At 64.5% G+C, this 16655-nt stretch carries 16 protein-coding genes; 14 read left to right on the top strand and 2 right to left on the bottom strand.

Going from position 1 to position 16655, the window contains the following annotated elements:
- Positions 1 to 59 precede the first annotated feature (59 nt).
- The 10 genes from acnA to ONG87_RS07635 all read left to right on the top strand — a co-directional run bounded on the left by acnA (position 60) and on the right by ONG87_RS07635 (position 10974).
- Positions 60 to 2810, top strand: coding sequence for an aconitate hydratase AcnA (acnA, locus tag ONG87_RS07680; RefSeq protein WP_264382566.1), 2751 nt, complete (start codon positions 60 to 62; stop codon positions 2808 to 2810).
- A gap of 326 nt (positions 2811 to 3136) precedes the next feature.
- A complete protein-coding gene (locus ONG87_RS07675; protein WP_264382565.1) occupies positions 3137 to 4351 on the top strand; it encodes a PepSY domain-containing protein in 1215 nt (404 codons plus the stop codon).
- On the top strand, positions 4348 to 4887 hold the full coding sequence (locus ONG87_RS07670; protein WP_122478854.1) for a thiamine pyrophosphate-binding protein: 540 nt from the start codon (positions 4348 to 4350) through the stop codon (positions 4885 to 4887). The genes ONG87_RS07675 and ONG87_RS07670 overlap by 4 nt, the downstream gene beginning before the upstream one ends.
- Positions 4884 to 5219: a hypothetical protein gene (locus tag ONG87_RS07665; RefSeq protein ID WP_122478856.1), complete on the top strand. Its 336-nt coding sequence runs from the start codon at positions 4884 to 4886 to the stop codon at positions 5217 to 5219. The genes ONG87_RS07670 and ONG87_RS07665 overlap by 4 nt, the downstream gene beginning before the upstream one ends.
- A complete protein-coding gene (locus tag ONG87_RS07660; RefSeq protein WP_192176138.1) occupies positions 5216 to 5779 on the top strand; it encodes a DUF6162 family protein in 564 nt (187 codons plus the stop codon). Before ONG87_RS07665 ends, ONG87_RS07660 begins: the two co-directional genes overlap by 4 nt.
- Positions 5780 to 5805: 26 nt before the next feature.
- Entirely contained in the window at positions 5806 to 6735 is a 930-nt protein-coding gene (locus ONG87_RS07655; protein WP_122478859.1) for a metal ABC transporter substrate-binding protein, read from the top strand.
- On the top strand, positions 6732 to 7481 hold the full coding sequence (locus ONG87_RS07650; protein ID WP_264382564.1) for a metal ABC transporter ATP-binding protein: 750 nt from the start codon (positions 6732 to 6734) through the stop codon (positions 7479 to 7481). Before ONG87_RS07655 ends, ONG87_RS07650 begins: the two co-directional genes overlap by 4 nt.
- Positions 7478 to 8380: a metal ABC transporter permease gene (locus ONG87_RS07645; RefSeq protein ID WP_192047585.1), complete on the top strand. Its 903-nt coding sequence runs from the start codon at positions 7478 to 7480 to the stop codon at positions 8378 to 8380. Before ONG87_RS07650 ends, ONG87_RS07645 begins: the two co-directional genes overlap by 4 nt.
- The gene (locus ONG87_RS07640; protein WP_122800523.1) at positions 8381 to 9259 is read left to right on the top strand and encodes a zinc ABC transporter substrate-binding protein; all 879 of its coding nucleotides are present in this window, start codon (positions 8381 to 8383) and stop codon (positions 9257 to 9259) included. It abuts the gene before it with no gap.
- A 149-nt stretch (positions 9260 to 9408) separates the two neighbouring features.
- Positions 9409 to 10974, top strand: coding sequence for a PAS domain-containing methyl-accepting chemotaxis protein (locus tag ONG87_RS07635; protein WP_264382563.1), 1566 nt, complete (start codon positions 9409 to 9411; stop codon positions 10972 to 10974).
- A 57-nt stretch (positions 10975 to 11031) separates the two neighbouring features.
- On the opposite strand, the gene ONG87_RS07630 is transcribed toward ONG87_RS07635, so the two are convergent.
- Positions 11032 to 11688 (bottom strand): alpha/beta family hydrolase, encoded by a 657-nt coding sequence (locus ONG87_RS07630; RefSeq protein WP_244652173.1) that lies wholly within the window; start codon positions 11686 to 11688, stop codon positions 11032 to 11034.
- A 165-nt stretch (positions 11689 to 11853) separates the two neighbouring features.
- Here ONG87_RS07630 and ONG87_RS07625 point away from each other — a divergent pair, with 165 nt between their 5' ends.
- The 4 genes from ONG87_RS07625 (at position 11854) to ONG87_RS07610 (ending at position 14324) form a co-directional block, all read left to right on the top strand.
- Positions 11854 to 12063 (top strand): DUF6434 domain-containing protein, encoded by a 210-nt coding sequence (locus tag ONG87_RS07625; protein WP_122478872.1) that lies wholly within the window; start codon positions 11854 to 11856, stop codon positions 12061 to 12063.
- 84 nt (positions 12064 to 12147) lie between these two features.
- Complete coding sequence (gene yghX, locus ONG87_RS07620; RefSeq protein WP_264382562.1) at positions 12148 to 13035, top strand: YghX family hydrolase; 888 nt, start codon at positions 12148 to 12150, stop codon at positions 13033 to 13035.
- A 37-nt stretch (positions 13036 to 13072) separates the two neighbouring features.
- Positions 13073 to 14011 carry a class I SAM-dependent methyltransferase gene (locus ONG87_RS07615; protein WP_264382561.1) on the top strand — a complete coding sequence of 313 codons (939 nt, stop codon included), beginning with the start codon at positions 13073 to 13075 and terminating at the stop codon, positions 14009 to 14011.
- A gap of 169 nt (positions 14012 to 14180) precedes the next feature.
- Positions 14181 to 14324 carry a hypothetical protein gene (locus tag ONG87_RS07610; protein ID WP_163007599.1) on the top strand — a complete coding sequence of 48 codons (144 nt, stop codon included), beginning with the start codon at positions 14181 to 14183 and terminating at the stop codon, positions 14322 to 14324.
- A gap of 60 nt (positions 14325 to 14384) precedes the next feature.
- On the opposite strand, the gene ONG87_RS07605 is transcribed toward ONG87_RS07610, so the two are convergent.
- On the bottom strand, positions 14385 to 16445 hold the full coding sequence (locus ONG87_RS07605; protein WP_264382560.1) for a PAS domain-containing sensor histidine kinase: 2061 nt from the start codon (positions 16443 to 16445) through the stop codon (positions 14385 to 14387).
- Positions 16446 to 16655: the final 210 nt, after the last annotated feature.

The raw sequence follows: 16655 nt of genomic DNA, 5'->3' as shown, positions 1-16655 counted from the left end.
TGACTGAAACAACCTGTTTATCCAGCCCGTGCCGTGCGGGCGTGAAAAGGAGCTGATCCATGTCCTCCCTCGATAGCCTGAAAAGCCTGAAGACGCTCGACGTCGCGGGCACGTCCTATCACTACTTCAGCCTGCCCGATGCTGCCAACAGCCTGGGTGACCTGCAGAAACTGCCGATGTCGCTCAAGGTCCTGCTGGAGAACCTGCTGCGCTGGGAAGACGGCAAGACCGTGACCGGTGCCGACCTCCAGGCCCTGGCCGATTGGCTGCAGGAGCGCCGCTCCGATCGCGAGATTCAATACCGCCCGGCACGGGTGCTGATGCAGGATTTCACCGGGGTACCGGCGGTGGTCGACCTCGCCGCCATGCGCGCGGCCGTGGCCAAGGCCGGCGGTGACCCGCAGCGAATCAATCCGTTGTCGCCGGTGGACCTGGTGATCGACCATTCGGTGATGGTCGACCGTTATGCCACCGGGCAGGCATTCGAGGAAAACGTCGACATCGAGATGGAGCGCAATGGCGAGCGCTATGCGTTCCTGCGCTGGGGTCAGAGCGCGTTCGACAACTTCAGCGTGGTCCCGCCGGGCACCGGCATCTGCCACCAGGTCAACCTCGAATACCTTGGCCGCACCGTCTGGACCAAGGAAGAAGACGGCCGCACCTACGCCTTTCCCGACACCCTGGTGGGTACCGACTCCCACACCACCATGATCAACGGCCTGGGGGTACTGGGCTGGGGCGTCGGCGGTATCGAAGCGGAAGCCGCCATGCTCGGCCAGCCGGTGTCGATGCTGATTCCCGAGGTCATTGGCTTCAAGCTTACCGGCAAGCTCAAGGAAGGCATCACGGCCACCGACCTGGTACTGACCGTGACGCAGATGCTGCGCAAGAAAGGCGTCGTGGGCAAGTTCGTCGAATTCTACGGTGATGGCCTGGCCGATCTGCCCCTGGCCGACCGCGCGACCATTGCCAACATGGCGCCGGAGTACGGTGCCACCTGCGGTTTCTTCCCGGTGGATGAGGTGACCCTGGGTTACCTGCGCCTGTCCGGACGCCCGGAAGCCACCGTGCAATTGGTCGAAGCCTATTGCAAGGCGCAGGGCATGTGGCGCCTGCCCGGCCAGGAACCGGTATTCAGCGATACCCTGGGGCTGGACATGGGTGAGGTCGAGGCCAGCCTGGCCGGGCCGAAGCGCCCGCAGGATCGCGTGGCACTGCCCAAGGTCAGCGCGGCGTTCGACGATTTCATCGGCCTGCAGCTCAAGCCGACCAGCAAGGAAGAAGGCCGCCTGGAAAGCGAGGGCGGCGGTGGCGTGGCGGTGGGCAACGCCGACCAGACAGAGGGCACGCCGTATACCTGGCGCGGCCAGACGCACAGTCTGCAGCACGGCGCAGTGGTCATTGCGGCCATCACCTCGTGCACCAATACCTCCAACCCCAGCGTGATGATGGCCGCCGGGCTGGTGGCGAAGAAGGCGGTCGAAAAAGGCCTGACCACCAAGCCGTGGGTCAAGACTTCCCTGGCCCCCGGCTCCAAAGTGGTCACCGACTACTATCGGGCTGCGGGCCTGACCCAGTATCTGGACACGCTGGGCTTCGCCCTGGTCGGTTATGGCTGCACCACCTGCATCGGCAACTCGGGGCCGCTGGACGAGCCTATCGAGCAAGCCATCCAGAGCGCGGACCTGACCGTGGCTTCGGTGCTCTCGGGCAACCGCAACTTCGAGGGCCGGGTGCACCCGCTGGTGAAGACCAACTGGTTGGCCTCACCACCACTGGTAGTCGCCTACGCCCTGGCCGGCAGTGTGCGTACCGACATCAGCAGTGAACCCTTGGGCACCGGCAGTGACGGCCAGCCGGTCTACCTGCGCGACATCTGGCCCACCCAGCAGGAGATTGCCGACGCAGTGGCCAAGGTCGACACCGCGATGTTCCACAAGGAGTACGCCGAGGTGTTCGCCGGCGATGCGCAATGGCAGGCAATCGAAGTGTCGCAGGCGCCTACCTACGTCTGGCAGGCCGATTCGACCTACATCCAGCATCCACCGTTTTTCGAGGATATCGCCGGTCCCGCACCCGTGATCGCCGACGTGCAGGGCGCAAGCATTCTGGCCTTGCTGGGGGATTCGGTCACCACTGACCACATCTCCCCTGCGGGCAACATCAAGGCTGACAGTCCGGCGGGCCGTTATCTGCGCGACAAGGGCGTGGAACCGCGTGATTTCAACTCCTACGGGTCGCGCCGGGGCAACCACGAAGTGATGATGCGCGGGACCTTTGCCAACATCCGTATCCGCAACGAAATGCTCGGGGGTGAAGAAGGCGGCAACACCTTGTTCATTCCTACGGGCGAGAAGCTGCCGATCTACGATGCGGCCATGCGCTACCAGCAGGCCGGCACACCGCTGGTGATCATTGCCGGCCAGGAGTATGGCACCGGTTCGAGCCGCGACTGGGCTGCCAAGGGGACCAATCTACTGGGCGTCAAGGCCGTGGTGGCGGAGAGTTTCGAGCGTATCCACCGTTCCAACCTGGTGGGCATGGGCGTGCTCCCCTTGCAGTTCACCGACGGGCAGAGCCGCAAGAGCCTCGCCCTGACCGGCCGCGAGACCCTGGACATCGTCGGTTTGAGTGGTGCCCGGCTGCAGCCGCACATGCGTCTGGACCTGCGAATCCGCCGTGAGAACGGCCAGCAGGAAACCGTCGAACTGCTGTGCCGGATCGACACCCTCAACGAAGTGGAGTATTTCCGTTCCGGCGGTATCCTGCACTACGTCTTGCGCCAGTTGATTGGGAACCCGGTGGTGTAAAGCATCTGTAGGAGCGGTCAGCGGCCGCGAAAAGAACACCGCGGATGATCTGACATGCCGCGGTGTCTGGTTCGCGGCCGCGGACCGCTCCTACGGGGGATCGAAGGGATTGCTCCCGTTGACCGGCGGGTATCAACCACAACGGGGCCTGCAGCGCTTTCTGAAACATTAGGTTTCAAATGATTGCACCCGTAATTCATTTGGTTCTTGTTCTCATTCTTGTTTATCCAGTGCAATAGCGGCCTTCCAAATCTGTGGCCACCTGTTCACTGGATCCGCGACCTGCTCGTCAGGCGACCGGCTTCGTGAATCGAGAACGTTTTCCCATGTCCAAGAAATCCCGCTCGAAAATCTGGTTCCTGGTGCACAGCTGGTTGGCCCTGCCGATCTGGTTTTTCGTGCTGATCGTATGTGTGACCGGCACCCTGGCCGTGGTGAGCACCGAAATCATGTGGCTGATCAATCCGGAAATGCGTGCCAACAAACCGTCCGACGACGCCCAGCCGTTGAACTACGACCAACTGATGGCCTCCATCGAGCGCGATCATCCCGAGCTGCGAGTCAGCAATCTCGTTCACCCCGACGGCGACTACTTCGCCGTCAACGCCAGTGTCACCTACCCGGACGGCCGCTCGCCAACGGTCTATGTGAACCCCTATACCGGCGTGCTGCAAGGCGTCAGTCCGGCGTTCGACTTCCCGGCCTTCACCCGCGCCCTGCACGGCTGGTGGCTGGTGCCCTTCACCAACGGCTTCTCCTGGGGCTGGTACCTGGTGTCGTTCCTCGGCCTGCCGCTGCTGGTGTCCCTGATCACCGGCCTGGTGGTCTACAAGAAGTTCTGGAAGGGCTTTCTCAAGCCCACCCTGCGCCTGAACCAGGGCGCACGGGTGTTCTGGGGTGACTTCCACCGCCTCAGCGGTATCTGGTCGATCTGGTTCATCGCGGTCATCGCCATTACCGGCGTGTGGTTCCTGATTCGCGCCATCCTCTACGACAACCAGATCAGCATCTCCAGCTACTCGCCGGTCACCTCGGTGATTGCCCGAGCCGACGTGCCGCTGGTGGCCGACGGCACGCCGGCACCGATGATCCCGGTCGAGCAGGCCATTGCCGTGGTCAAGCAGCAAGTGCCGGGCCTTGATGCCAGCTACGTGTCGCTGCCGCTCAACGCCTACAGCCCGATGGAAGTGGGTGGCCGCAGTTGGTACCCGCTGATGTTCCAGACCGCCAGTATCAACCCCTACACCGGGCAGTTGATCAGCTCGCACCTGCTGGGCGACCGCAATGCACTGGAATTCGTAACCGAGTCCATGCGGCCGCTGCACACCGGTGACTTCGGCGGGCTGTGGATCAAGCTGATCTGGGCCTTCTTCGGTCTGCTGCTGAGCATGATGGTGCTCAGCGGCCTGATGATCTGGAGCAAGCGCACCGCCTTGGCCACTGCCCAGGCGTTCAAGCGCGGCGCCCGCCACGAAACTGCGCAGACGCCCGTCGGCAGCCTGCACCCGATTGCCCACAAGACCGCGGAGCGCAGCCTGTGAGCCGAGTCCTCAGTGCCCCCACGCCTTCGCCCCTGTCGCGTTTCTGGCGCAAGTGGCGGTTCCATATCAACGTGCTGCTGGTGTTCATCCCGCTGAGCTTCATGCCGCACTATTTCGCCGAGAACGCCATGGATCGCGGCGACAGCGGCCTGGGCGAGCGGACAGTAGGCGACATCGCCGTCGGGCCGTGGAGCCTGACCTTGGCCGAACGCCGCATCGAAGGCCCGACCGCCGAAAGCGGCCAGGACATCAAGTACTTCAACGCGGCCCTGTGCAAGACCTGCATCGACCAGGTCAAGGCCACCTACCTGCGCATCGGCAAGCCACGCAGCCTGAGGGCTGCAGGCGTGATCTTCTTCGGCAGTGGCTACCGCATGTTCGCCGGGTTGCCAGTGCCGGCCAAAACCCAGGCCGATGCTCAGCTGTGGATCACCATGGAAGGCTGGGACGGCTCGATGCACCAGACCTCCATTCCATTGAGCCAGGCATCACCCGCGACGGTGGCCTGGCTGAACCGTCAAGGAACCCGACCATGACCCGCGTTTCATTCATCCGCTGGCCCGCCCTGGCACTGGGGCTGCTCGCTGCCGCCTGCAGCGGCGTGGCCCTGGCGCACAACCCGATGTGCGAATGCAAGCAGATCGACGACCAGCAGATCCGCTGCACCGGCGGATTTTCCGATGGCAGCGGCGCGCCGGGGGTGACCCTAGACGTGGTCGGCTATGACGAAAGCATCCTGGTACCCGGCAAGCTGGGCAGCGATTCGACCGTGACCTTCAAGCGTCCGGATGCCGAGTTCTATGTGCTGTTCGATGCCGGCCCCGGCCACGTCGTCGAAATCGACCAAGCCGACATCGAGGCACCATGAGCACGCCCGTCACGCACATCGTGCGCCCGGCCGGTGCGGGCCATGAAACCCTGTACGTCGGCCTGCTGTGCCTGTTCATCCTGCTGGCGGCGGCCGGCGTCGTGTCCTGGCACGGGGTCAGCCACGAAGCCGTCGCGGTACCGTCCCACCAGCTCGACGCCCGACGCGACCTGAGCGCCGCCGAACAGGGCATCTACGCCGACCTGCGAGTGACCCTCGACGAGGTCCGCCTGCTGGCCGAGGAACAGTCCGATCCGGTCACGCCCGAGCAACTGGCCCGCGAGGGCTTCCCACCCTTCGCCCAGGACGCCAGCTCGGTCAGCCGCGGCAGCCACGCCTGGCAGATGGTCCAGGGTGCCTACGTGGGCCTGAGCCAGGCGCCAGAGGTGGCGGGCTCGTTCCTGCTGCGCATGAACGGCGCGGACGCCGATGTCTGGCTCAACCGCGCACCCTCCGCCAGTGCACCGGCGCTGCTGGACGACACGTCGCTTGCCGACACCGGCTGGCAGCAGGTCATCGCCCAGTTCGACACCGGTGTCACCCGCCAGCATCGCCATTGAATACGCCCTCTTCACCAGGATTCTTCATGCCCAGATCTATCGCCCGCCGTCCGTTGCTGCGACTCCTGTCCGTTGCCGTGCTGGGCACCCTGTTCGCCAGCACCGCCTGGGCCGCCGACGGCAAGCCGCTGCGTATCGGCATCACACTGCACCCCTACTACAGCTATGTAGCGAACATCGTCGGCGACAAGGCCGAAGTGGTGCCGTTGATCCCGGCCGGGTTCAACCCCCATGCCTACGAGCCACGCGCCGACGACATCAAGCGCATCGGCAGCCTGGACGTGATCGTGCTCAATGGCGTCGGCCATGACGATTTTGCCGACCGCATGATCGAAGCCAGCGAGAAACCCGATATCCACGTGATCGAGGCCAATGCCGACGTGCCCCTGCTGGCGGCCACCGGGACGATGGCGCGTGGCGCCGGCAAAGTGGTCAATCCGCACACGTTCCTGTCCATCAGTGCCTCTATCGCCCAGGTCAACAACATCGCCCGCGAACTGGGCAAGCTCGACCCGGACAACGCCAAGTTCTACACCGCCAATGCCCGGGCCTACGGCAAGCGCCTGCGCACCCTGCGCGCCGACGCCCTGGCCAAGCTGACCCAGGCGCCCAACGCCGAGCTGCGGGTGGCCACGGTACACGCGGCCTACGACTACCTGCTGCGCGAGTTCGGCCTGGAAGTGACCGCCGTGGTCGAGCCGGCGCACGGCATCGAGCCCAGCCCCAGCCAGCTGAAGAAGACCATCGACCAGCTGCGTGAACTGGACGTCAAGGTGATCTTCTCGGAAATGGATTTCCCTTCGACCTATGTCGAAACCATCCAGCGAGAGTCGGGAGTGAAGATGTACCCCCTCTCGCACATCTCCTATGGCGAGTACAGCGCCGACAAGTACGAGAAGGAAATGGGCGGCAACCTCGACACCGTGGTCCGGGCCATCCAGGAGGCTGGCGCATGACGGCCGCCGAACCCCTCGCCCTCGCCCGCAGCGGCCCCGCCATCGAGTTCGCCGAAGTGGGCCTGGTGCTGGGCCGCACGCTGATTCTCGACCAGGTCTCCTTTCGCGTGGCCAGCGGCAGCGTGCACGCGCTGGTCGGACCCAATGGCGGTGGCAAGAGCTCGTTGATCAAGACCCTGCTGGGGCAGATGCCCCATCGTGGCCAGTTGAGCTTGCAGTGGCCAGGCAGCCCCGGAGTGATTGGCTATGTTCCGCAGGCACTGGAATTCGACCGTGGCCTGCCGATGACGGTCGACGATTTCATGGCTGCCATGTGCCAGCGTCGGCCCGCCTTTCTCGGCCTGTCGAAACGCTATGCCGGGGCCATTGGCGATGCGCTGGAGCGCGTCGGCATGCAGGACAAGCGCAAGCGCCGCATGGGCGCGTTGTCGGGCGGTGAACGCCAGCGCGTGCTGCTGGCGCAGGGGTTGATCCCGGCGCCGCAGCTGCTGATCCTCGACGAGCCCATGTCGGCGCTGGACGAAGCCGGCATCCAGGTGTTCGAGCGGCTGTTGCTGGACTGGCAGCAGGCTGGCATTACCGTCATGTGGATCGAGCACGACCTGGAAGCGGTCAAGCGTCTGGCCGACCACGTCACCGGGCTCAATCGACGCGTGCTGTTCGACGCCAAGCCAGCCGATGCACTGACGCCAGACCGGCTGTTGACGCTGTTCTCCACCCATCCACGCGCCGGAGGCCTCGCCTGATGGACTACGAACAGTTCCGCCTGGCCATCCAGGGCCTTGCCTCGGACGGCTATCTGCCTGCTGCACTGGCCTACGGTTTCGTGGTCAACGCCTTGATCGCCGGGCTGCTGATCGGTCCGGTACTGGGTGGGCTGGGAACGCTGGTGGTGGTCAAGCGCTTTGCGTTCTTTTCCGAAGCGGTGGGGCATGCCGCGCTGACCGGCGTGGCCATCGGCATTTTGCTCGGCGAACCCTATACCGGGCCCTATGGCAGCCTGTTCGGCTACTGCCTGTTGTTCGGCATCGTGCTCAATTACCTGCGCAATCGCACCGGCCTGGCGCCGGACACGCTGATCGGCGTGTTTCTGTCGGTCTCGCTGGCCCTGGGTGCCAGCCTGCTGTTGACCCTGGCCGGCAAGATCAACGTGCACATCCTCGAGAACGTGCTGTTCGGCTCCGTGCTGACCGTGAACGGCAACGATCTGCTGGTACTGGCAGTGGTCGGTACCCTGGTCCTGAGCCTGAGCCTGCCGCTGTACAACCGCATCATGCTGGCCAGCTTCAATCCGCAGCTGGCCGCAGTGCGCGGGGTGGCGGTGAAAGCACTGGACTACCTGTTCGTGATTCTGGTGACGCTGATCACCGTGGCAGCGGTGAAGGTCATCGGCGCGATCCTGGTCGGTGCGCTGCTGGTGATTCCGGCAGCGGCGGCACGGCTGCTGAGCCAGTCGCTCAAGGGCTTCTTCTGGATCTCGGTGATCATTGCCACGGTGAGCACCCTGTGCGGAATCCTGTTGCCGATCCTCTTCGATCTGCCGGTGCCTTCCGGGGCCGCCATCATCCTGGTTGCAGGCATCGCCTTCGCTCTCGCCGCCATCGCCCGCGGCACCTTGCCCAGCCTCAAAGGGAACATCGGATAAATGCCTACTCTGCGCAAACTGACAGCGGCCCTGGCCCTGTGTGCGGCGCTCGCACCTGCGATCCAGGCGGCGGAGCCGGTGAAAGTCCTCGCCAGCCTGCCGATCACCTACGGCCTGGGCCAACTGCTGCTCAAGGACAGCGGCGTGCAACTGCAACGCGCGGCCGCTGCCAACCTGCCCGGCTCCCGGCAGAATGCCTATTTCACCGGCCGCGGCGCACAAGCCCTGGCCGGACTGGCCGGCTCCGCCGATGCGGTGATCGGGCTGCGTTCGCTATGGCCGGACGATTCCCTGTACCCGCTGGCGCGCCGCAGCAACATTCGCATCGTCGAGATCGACGCGGCGCGCCCGGTCGACGGGGTGCTGCCTGGTATCGCGGTACAGCCGGGCGTGGGCGGACTGAACAGTCAGCCGTGGCTGTCGAGCAACAACATGGGGCGCATGGCCGATGTCATGGCTGCCGACCTGGTACGCCTGGCCCCCACCGCCAAACCACGGATCGACGCCAACCTGGCCGCGCTCAAACAGCAACTGCTCAAGCTCAGCGCCGACAGCGAGGCGCGCCTGGCAAAGGCGGACAATGTCAGCGTGGTCAGCCTCAGTGATCGCTTCGCCTACCTTGCAGCCGGTCTCAATCTGGACACGGTGGCCACCCAGGTGCTCAACGACGAACAATGGGACACCGCGCAGCTGGAAAGCCTGAGCATGACGCTCAAGGACAACGACGTAGCCCTGGTCATCGACCATCGCCAACCGCCCGAAGCGGTCAAGGCGGTGATCACTGCCGCAGGCAGCAAGCTGCTGGTGCTGGCCGAGGAAAGCGACGACCCGATCGCCGACCTGCAGGCTCACATGAGCGCCGTCATCCAGGCCCTTTGACCCTTCCCTGCCGTAAGCAGGCTGCGGTTTCCGGGCCTGCTCAGCAATCACTTTCCAAGCCCCTCCCCCTCCCTTCGCCGATATCCGATTCAATCTTTTCCCGACCTGGCCGAGAACCTGTCAAAGCCCCACGGAATGAATGGACACTCATGCGTAACAATCAGCCTATCACTCAGCGCGAACGGACTTTTCCTGCCCAGCAGCGCCTGATTTCTACGACCGACACCCAAGGAATGATCACCTACTGCAATGATGCTTTCGTGGAGATCAGCGGGTTCACCCGCGAGCAGCTGATTCGCGCGCCGCACAACACCGTGCGCCACCCGGACGTGCCTTCGGCGGTGTTCGAGCACATGTGGGCGACGCTGCGCCAGGGCCTGCCATGGATGGGCATCATCAAGAACCGTTGCGAGAACGGCGACTACTACTGGGTCAACGCCTACGTCACCCCAGTGCTGGAAAACAAGCAGGTGGTGGGTTACGAATCGGTCAGGATCAAGCCGACGGCCGAGCAGATCCGCCGTGCCCAGTCGCTCTACGAACGCTTGAACAACGGCAGGTCGGCGGTACCCGGCCGCGATCGCTGGATGCCGGTGCTGCAGAACTGGGTACCGTTCATTCTGGTCAGCCAGGTTGGTTTCATGATCGGCACCTGGCTGGATACCTCGTGGGGGTTCGCCCTGGCTGCCGGGCTGTCGCTGCCGCTGGGCCTGATGGGCCTGAGCTGGCAGCAGCGTGGGATGAAGCGCCTGCTCGATCTGGCGGACCAGACCACCTCGGACCCCCTCATCGCGCAGATGTACACCGACAGCCGGGGCGCCCAGGCGCGCCTGGAAATGGCCATTCTGAGCCAGGAAGCGCGCTTGAAGACCTGCCTGACCCGTTTGCAGGACACCGCCGAGCACCTGACCGGTCAAGCCCGGCAATCCGACGCCCTTGCACACCAGAGCTCCCAGGGCCTGGACCGTCAGCGCCTGGAAACCGAGCAGGTAGCCGCTGCGGTGAACCAGATGGCGGCCACTACCCAGGAAGTGGCCAGCCATGTGCAGCGCACTGCCGACGCCACCCAGGAGGCCAACCGCCTGACCAGCCGCGGGCGCGACATCGCCGGCGAAACCCGCGAGGCGATCCAGCGCTTGTCGGTGGTCGTCGGGGAAACCGGGCAGACCGTGACTCAGCTGGCCAAGGACAGCGACGAGATCGGCGGCGTGGTGGATGTGATCAAAGGCATCGCCGACCAGACCAACCTGCTGGCGCTCAACGCAGCCATCGAAGCGGCACGCGCCGGCGAAATGGGCCGCGGCTTCGCCGTGGTCGCCGACGAGGTGCGTCAGCTGGCACAACGCACCAGCGAGTCGACCGGGCAGATCCATGGGCTCATCGCCAAGCTGCAGCAGACCGCCAACAATGCCGTGCAGACCATGGATGCCGGCCACCGTCAGGCCGAGGAAGGCGTGGCCCGCGTGCTGGAAGCCGACAAAGCGTTGATCGGCATCAGCGAGGCGGTCGCCAACATCACCGACATGACCACCCAGATCGCCGCAGCCACTGAAGAGCAAAGTGCAGTGGCCGAGGAGATCAGCCGCAACATCACCACCATCTCGCACCTGGCCGATGAAACCAGCGAACAGGCGCAGAACTCGGCACTGCTCAGTGAAGAGTTGACCAAGACCGCCAACAGCCAGTACTCGCTGGTGGAGCGCTTCAACCGCTGAGCGACCCTCGCCGTGGCGGCCAAGCCTGCGTGGCTGGCTGCCTGTCGGCCAGGCGTGTCAGGACAGGAAGGCCACGATCCGGTCAGCCGCGGTCTGCAGATGCTGGTCGTGGCTGAACCCGGATGACTTCAAGGGTTTGAGGTCATGATCGGCGGCGCTGAGCCAGTACAGCTCGACTTGCTCCGACAACTCATAGCCTGCCACTGTCTCGCAGTTGCCCAACGCATCGCGCTCGCCCTGGATGATCAGGGTTGGCGTGCGCAGGTCGGCCAGGTGTTCGACTCGCGGCTTTTCCGGCTTGCCGGCCGCGTAGAAGGGATACCCCAGGCACACCAGTGCATCGGCACCCAGTTCGTCCGCCAGCAGGCTGGCCATCCGTCCGCCCATCGATTTGCCCCCCACGGCCAGGGTTCCCGTCACCAGCGGTCGCACCAGGGCATAGGCCTGTCGCCAGCTTTCCAGCAGGCTTGCCTGCGGACTGGGTGGACGCTTGCTGCCGCCGCTGCGGCGCTGGGCCATGTAGGGAAACTCGAAGCGCACCACGCTGACCCCGCCAGCGGCCAGCCGCTCGGCCATGCTGTTCATGAAGGCACTGTCCATCGGCGCGCCGGCACCGTGCGCAAGGATCAGGCACGGCGCCTGCGCGCCAGTCTGGGCAGGGTTCCACAGCCAGCCGTTGTCTTGCATGCGTTGGCTCCACTGATCTTCGCTCATCATCCTTCCGTCGACGTTTGGCACTATTGGCGATTCACAGACTCTGAGGCAAAACGCGGCACAGGAAAAGTGCCCTGTGCATGATGGCGTGCACGACGTCAGCGTGCAGGCGCGGCTCGCCCCCTCCCCTATACTCAATGATCTTTTCGCGAAGGATAGCGATTCATGAACTTCGACTGGCACAGTGCTCCCATCACCCGTTACACCCCCCTGGACAGAGGCTATCGCAACACTCAGAACGTGCGGCGTTTCCTGACCGAGGCATGCGGCCCGAACTTTCATTTCGACCGCCCCTTCATGGCCTGGCTCAAAAGTGGCGAAGCCAAGACCATGGGCCAGGTCGCGGACCACTGGAACCTGCTGCATCGCCGCTGACGCGCGAAGCGCTGGCCAGGGTGCGAAACGCTGCTTTAATGAGTGCAACCCTCACCGCTTGGTGTCTTCCGATAGGAGTGCCCGATGGATCGCCTCAGTGCCAAGGATTTTTCCCCCGAGTTGCTGGAACTGTACGACTTCTATGCCCATGGCAAGATCAACCGCCGCGAGTTCCTCGACCGCGCGGCGCTGTTCACCTTTGGGGGGCTGACGGCAGGCGCATTGCTGGCCAGCCTGAGCCCGAACTATGCATTGGCCCAGCAGGTGGAATTCACCGATCCACAGATCGTGGCCGAATACGTCACCTACCCCTCGCCCAATGGCCATGGCCAGGTGCGTGGCTACCTGGTGCGGCCGGCCCAGGCCACCGGCAAGGTGCCAGGCGTGGTGGTGGTGCATGAGAACCGCGGACTCAACCCTTATATCGAAGACGTCGCACGGCGGGTCGCCAAGGCCGGCTACATGGCCCTGGCCCCGGATGGCCTGACCTCGGTCGGCGGCTATCCGGGCAACGACGACAAGGGTCGGGCGCTGCAGGAGAAGGTCGACCCGACCAAACTGATGAATGATTTCTTCGCTGCGATCCCCTGGCTGATGGCGCACGAGGGTGCCACGGGCAAGGTCGGCATGACCGGTTTCTGCTATGGCGGCGGTGTGTCCAATGCGGCGGCGGTGGCCTATCCCGAGCTGGCGTGCGCGGTGCCGTTCTATGGCCGTCAGGCCGATTCCAAGGATGTAGCGAAGATAAAGGCGCCGCTGCTGCTGCATTTCGGCGAACTGGACACGCGCATCAACGAAGGATGGCCCGCGTACGAGGCAGCGCTCAAGGCGGCAGGCAAAACCTACGAGGCGTACATCTATCCCGGCGCCAACCATGGCTTCCACAACGATTCGACCCCACGCTATGACAAGGCCGCCGCCGACCTGGCCTGGGAGCGCACGCTGGGCTGGTTCGAAAAATACCTGAGCTGACGTAGAATGCCGGCCCTTCGAAGCCGTGATCCTTGCCATGAACGCCGACGCCCTCGCCACCTTGCACCAACACCTGCTGCAAGCCCTCGCCCAGCCGCCGCTGGAAACTCGCCGGTTGCTTCACGGCCGCGGTCGGCGCTGGCCGGGGCTGGAGCAACTGACCGTGGACTGGCTGCAGGGCATCGTGCTGGTGTCGCTGTTCAAGGAGCCGCTTGCCGAACAGCTGGCAGGCTTGCAACAGCTGCTTGCCCGACTGGCGCAGCAACCGGCGTGGGCCGCCAGCGGTGCGCGCGGTCTGGCCCTGCAGCATCGCTACCTGCCCGGCAGCGACGTGCACTGGCTGATCGGAGAAGCGCAAGAGCAGGTGATCCTGGTCGAGAACGGCCTGCAGTACCGCATCGACCTGGGGCGTAAACAGAACAACGGCTTGTTTCTCGACATGCGCCACGGTCGCGACTGGGTACGCGAAAACGCCCAGGGTCGACGTGTGCTCAACCTGTTCGCCTACACCTGCGGTTTCTCGGTGGCCGCCATCGCTGGCGGCGCAGCCCATGTGGTCAACCTCGACATGTCTCGCGCCGCCCTCACCCGGGGACGCGAGAACCACCACCTCAATGGCCACGACCTGGGCAAGGTCAGCTTTCTGGGCCACGATCTGTTCAAGTCCTGGGGCCGGGTCGGCAAGGACGGCCCTTACGACATGGTGATCATCGACCCGCCGTCGTTCCAGAAAGGCAGCTTCCTGCTGACCAAGGATTACCAGCGGGTACTGCGCCGCCTGCCGGAACTGCTCAGCGAATCGGGCGTGGTGCTGGCGTGCATGAACGACCCGGCGCTGGGCCCTGAATTTCTCGTCGACGAGCTGCGCCGCGAAGCACCGCAGCTGCGCCTGCAGCGGCGCCTGGACAACCCACCTGAGTTTGCCGACATAGATCCAGCCAGCGGCCTCAAGGCCATGGTGTTCGCGAGGGAGTGATTACCGAATAGAGCAGGGGAAGGGCCTAACATACCGTACGGCGACTGGCCATCTTAAAGATTGAACAATTTCACGTGCCCGGCGAACCAAGTAAAGGAGAGCCACCGGGAGGTGAGAGTCCCGGCGGCTCGGGTGACACATCGAATGAAACCCTTGAGAGGTATCCGCCATGTCAGCGCAGGAATATAACACCATCCGCCATACCCCTGTCAGTGCATTGGGCACAATCCCGGCCAGCCAGTTGATCGCCTTCGTCGAAGCCTGCCGGCCGCTGGTGCGCGACGCGATCCTGAACGCCAGGTTGACTCGATGAGCCCGCTGGTTGTGAGCAGCCCCGCCATGGCGGGGCTTTTTCATGGCCGCAGAACAGGTTTCATGGCTGCCGTTGCGTGATAAGCATGCACACGCGCTCGCTCAGCGCCTCCAGGGCGAACGGCTTGGTCAGCACCTCGGTGCAGGGCTGCAGATGACACTGATCCAACGCCAGGTTCTGCGCGTAGCCGGTAATGTACAGCACCGGCAAGCCTGGCCGGGCCGAGCGCCCCAGCTCGGCCATCTGCCGGCCATTGAGCCCGCCGGGCAAGCCTACGTCCGTGACCAGCAGGTCGATGCGCGCAGCCGATTGCAGCAGGTCTCGACCCTGGGCGCTGTCGCCGGCCTGCAGGACCACATAGCCCAGGCTTTCCAGCAGCTCGGCTACGGAACCGCGCACCGAGGCTTCGTCGTCCACCACCAGCACGGTTTCCCCGCTGCCACCCAGGTCGATGGGCGCCTGACTGGGCACCACCGCTTCTGTCTCGATACCGGCACAATGCCTGGGCAGGTACAGGCTGACCGTCGTGCCAAGCCCCGGCCGTGACTGGATCTTCACCAGTCCGCCGGACTGCCTGGCAAACCCGTAGATCATCGACAGACCCAGGCCGGTGCCCTCGCCCACCGGTTTGGTGGTGAAGAACGGCTCGAACACCTTGGCCATGACCTCCTCGCTCATCCCCGAACCGTTATCGGTCACGTGAACCACCAGGTACTCGCCGGCCTGTACCTCGTGATTGAATGCATCGCTGTGAGGCAGCCACTGATTGGCGGTTTCGATGGTGATCCGCCCACCACCGGGCATGGCATCGCGGGCATTGATACACAGGTTGAGCAAGGCGTTTTCCAGCTGGGTCGGGTCGATCAGCGCCGTCCACAGACCCTGGGTATGGCGCACACTCAGTTCGATGGAGGGTCCGACCGAACGTCGCACCAGTTCTTCCAGGCCGTGGATCAGCGCGTTGACGTCGGTGGGCACCGGAGCCAGGGTCTGCCGACGGGAGAACGCCAGCAGGCGATGAGTCAGTGACGCGGCGCGCTTGACCGCCCCCTGCGCTACGTCCAGGTAGCGTTCGAGGTCAGCGGTACGGCCCTGTTTCAAGCGCATGTGCATCAATTCGAGGCTGCCGGACAGGCCCGCCAGCAGGTTGTTGAAGTCGTGGGCGATACCCCCGGTAAGCTGGCCCACGGCTTCCATCTTCTGCGCCTGGTGCAACGCTGCCTCGGCTTTTTCCCGCTCGGCAATGGCGATGCGCACGCGCTCTTCCAGGGTCTGATTGAGCTCGCGCACCGCAGCCTCGGCCTTCTTGCGCGCGGTGACGTCGATGGAGGAGCCGATCAGGCCAATGACTTCGCCGTCCTCGTCGAGCAGAGGCGTCTTCAGCGACAGCCAGGTCGCGGCGGTGCCGTCGGCCTGGCGTACCTCCTCTTCCACCTCCTGGGTGTGCCGACCTTCCATGATGCGCCGGTCGGTTTCCATGATCACCCGTGCCTGGACCTTGTCTTCCAGGAACTCCATATCGGTGCGGCCGATGTATTGCTCGGGCGGTTTGCCGATGAGTTCGGTGGTGCCGCGATTGGCAACCAGCATCCGGCCCTGGCGATCCTTGGCGTACACCACACCGGGCACCGCGGCGGTGAAGGTGCGCAGCAGGTGGGTCATGCGATCGCGCTCGGCCTCGGCGCTGCGGCGTTGCTGGATGTCCAGCAGCACGCCGGGAAAACGGTGCGGACGCCCCGCCTCGTCGAATTCGACGTGGCCGTTGGCTTCGATCCAGCGATAGCTGCCGTCGCTCTGCAGCACGCGATACTCGCAACGGTAGTGACCGCCGTTGCCGAGGGTCTCGAACACGGCCGCTTCGACCCGCGGGCGATCCTGCGGATGGACGCTGGCCATCGCTTGCTCCAGCGGCAGGCCCTGGGCACAGACCTTGCCGGACAGACCGAAGGTGCGGGCGAAGCGTTCGTCGGCACTGAAGTGGTCGGCCGCAACATCCCATACCCAGGTACCGACGATGGCCCCGGTATCCAGAGCCAGCTGCAGGCGCTCGGCGGCATCTTGGGCGGGTGTCTCCTCAGGTACGGAGGGGGCGCGAAAATGTTCGGGAGGCTGGGTCGGCATATCGGCTCACAGCGGAACGCAGGGTGCCCTGATGGTGACGTTGGCGTTTACGTAATACAAGCCTGCGCAACGCGAAATCCGCGCGCGCAAGACCGACAAGCCGCGTTGGCAACCCCGCAAAACACCAGACAGCCCCTGTAGCAGCGGCGCGAGCCGCGTCCGGCAGCTCCGCAAAACACCAGACAGCCCCTGTAGCAGCGGCGCAAGCCG

The sequence above is a fragment of the Pseudomonas sp. MM227 genome (assembly GCF_947090715.1).
Taxonomy (GTDB): Bacteria; Pseudomonadota; Gammaproteobacteria; order Pseudomonadales; family Pseudomonadaceae; genus Aquipseudomonas; species Aquipseudomonas baltica.
The sequence above is the reverse complement of the archived record's forward strand: the minus strand, read 5'-3'. Positions and strand labels throughout refer to the sequence as shown.

Coding starts and splice junctions, on each gene's coding strand:
- ONG87_RS07650 (WP_264382564.1), top strand. CDS start 6,732: ATGACGGCCGCCGAACCCCTCGCCCTCGCCCGCAGCGGCCCCGCCATC.
- ONG87_RS07655 (WP_122478859.1), top strand. CDS start 5,806: ATGCCCAGATCTATCGCCCGCCGTCCGTTGCTGCGACTCCTGTCCGTT.
- acnA (WP_264382566.1), top strand. CDS start 60: ATGTCCTCCCTCGATAGCCTGAAAAGCCTGAAGACGCTCGACGTCGCG.
- ONG87_RS07610 (WP_163007599.1), top strand. CDS start 14,181: ATGTCAGCGCAGGAATATAACACCATCCGCCATACCCCTGTCAGTGCA.
- ONG87_RS07675 (WP_264382565.1), top strand. CDS start 3,137: ATGTCCAAGAAATCCCGCTCGAAAATCTGGTTCCTGGTGCACAGCTGG.
- ONG87_RS07615 (WP_264382561.1), top strand. CDS start 13,073: ATGAACGCCGACGCCCTCGCCACCTTGCACCAACACCTGCTGCAAGCC.
- ONG87_RS07640 (WP_122800523.1), top strand. CDS start 8,381: ATGCCTACTCTGCGCAAACTGACAGCGGCCCTGGCCCTGTGTGCGGCG.
- ONG87_RS07660 (WP_192176138.1), top strand. CDS start 5,216: ATGAGCACGCCCGTCACGCACATCGTGCGCCCGGCCGGTGCGGGCCAT.
- ONG87_RS07630 (WP_244652173.1), bottom strand. CDS start 11,688: ATGAGCGAAGATCAGTGGAGCCAACGCATGCAAGACAACGGCTGGCTG.
- ONG87_RS07605 (WP_264382560.1), bottom strand. CDS start 16,445: ATGCCGACCCAGCCTCCCGAACATTTTCGCGCCCCCTCCGTACCTGAG.
- ONG87_RS07665 (WP_122478856.1), top strand. CDS start 4,884: ATGACCCGCGTTTCATTCATCCGCTGGCCCGCCCTGGCACTGGGGCTG.
- ONG87_RS07625 (WP_122478872.1), top strand. CDS start 11,854: ATGAACTTCGACTGGCACAGTGCTCCCATCACCCGTTACACCCCCCTG.
- yghX (WP_264382562.1), top strand. CDS start 12,148: ATGGATCGCCTCAGTGCCAAGGATTTTTCCCCCGAGTTGCTGGAACTG.
- ONG87_RS07635 (WP_264382563.1), top strand. CDS start 9,409: ATGCGTAACAATCAGCCTATCACTCAGCGCGAACGGACTTTTCCTGCC.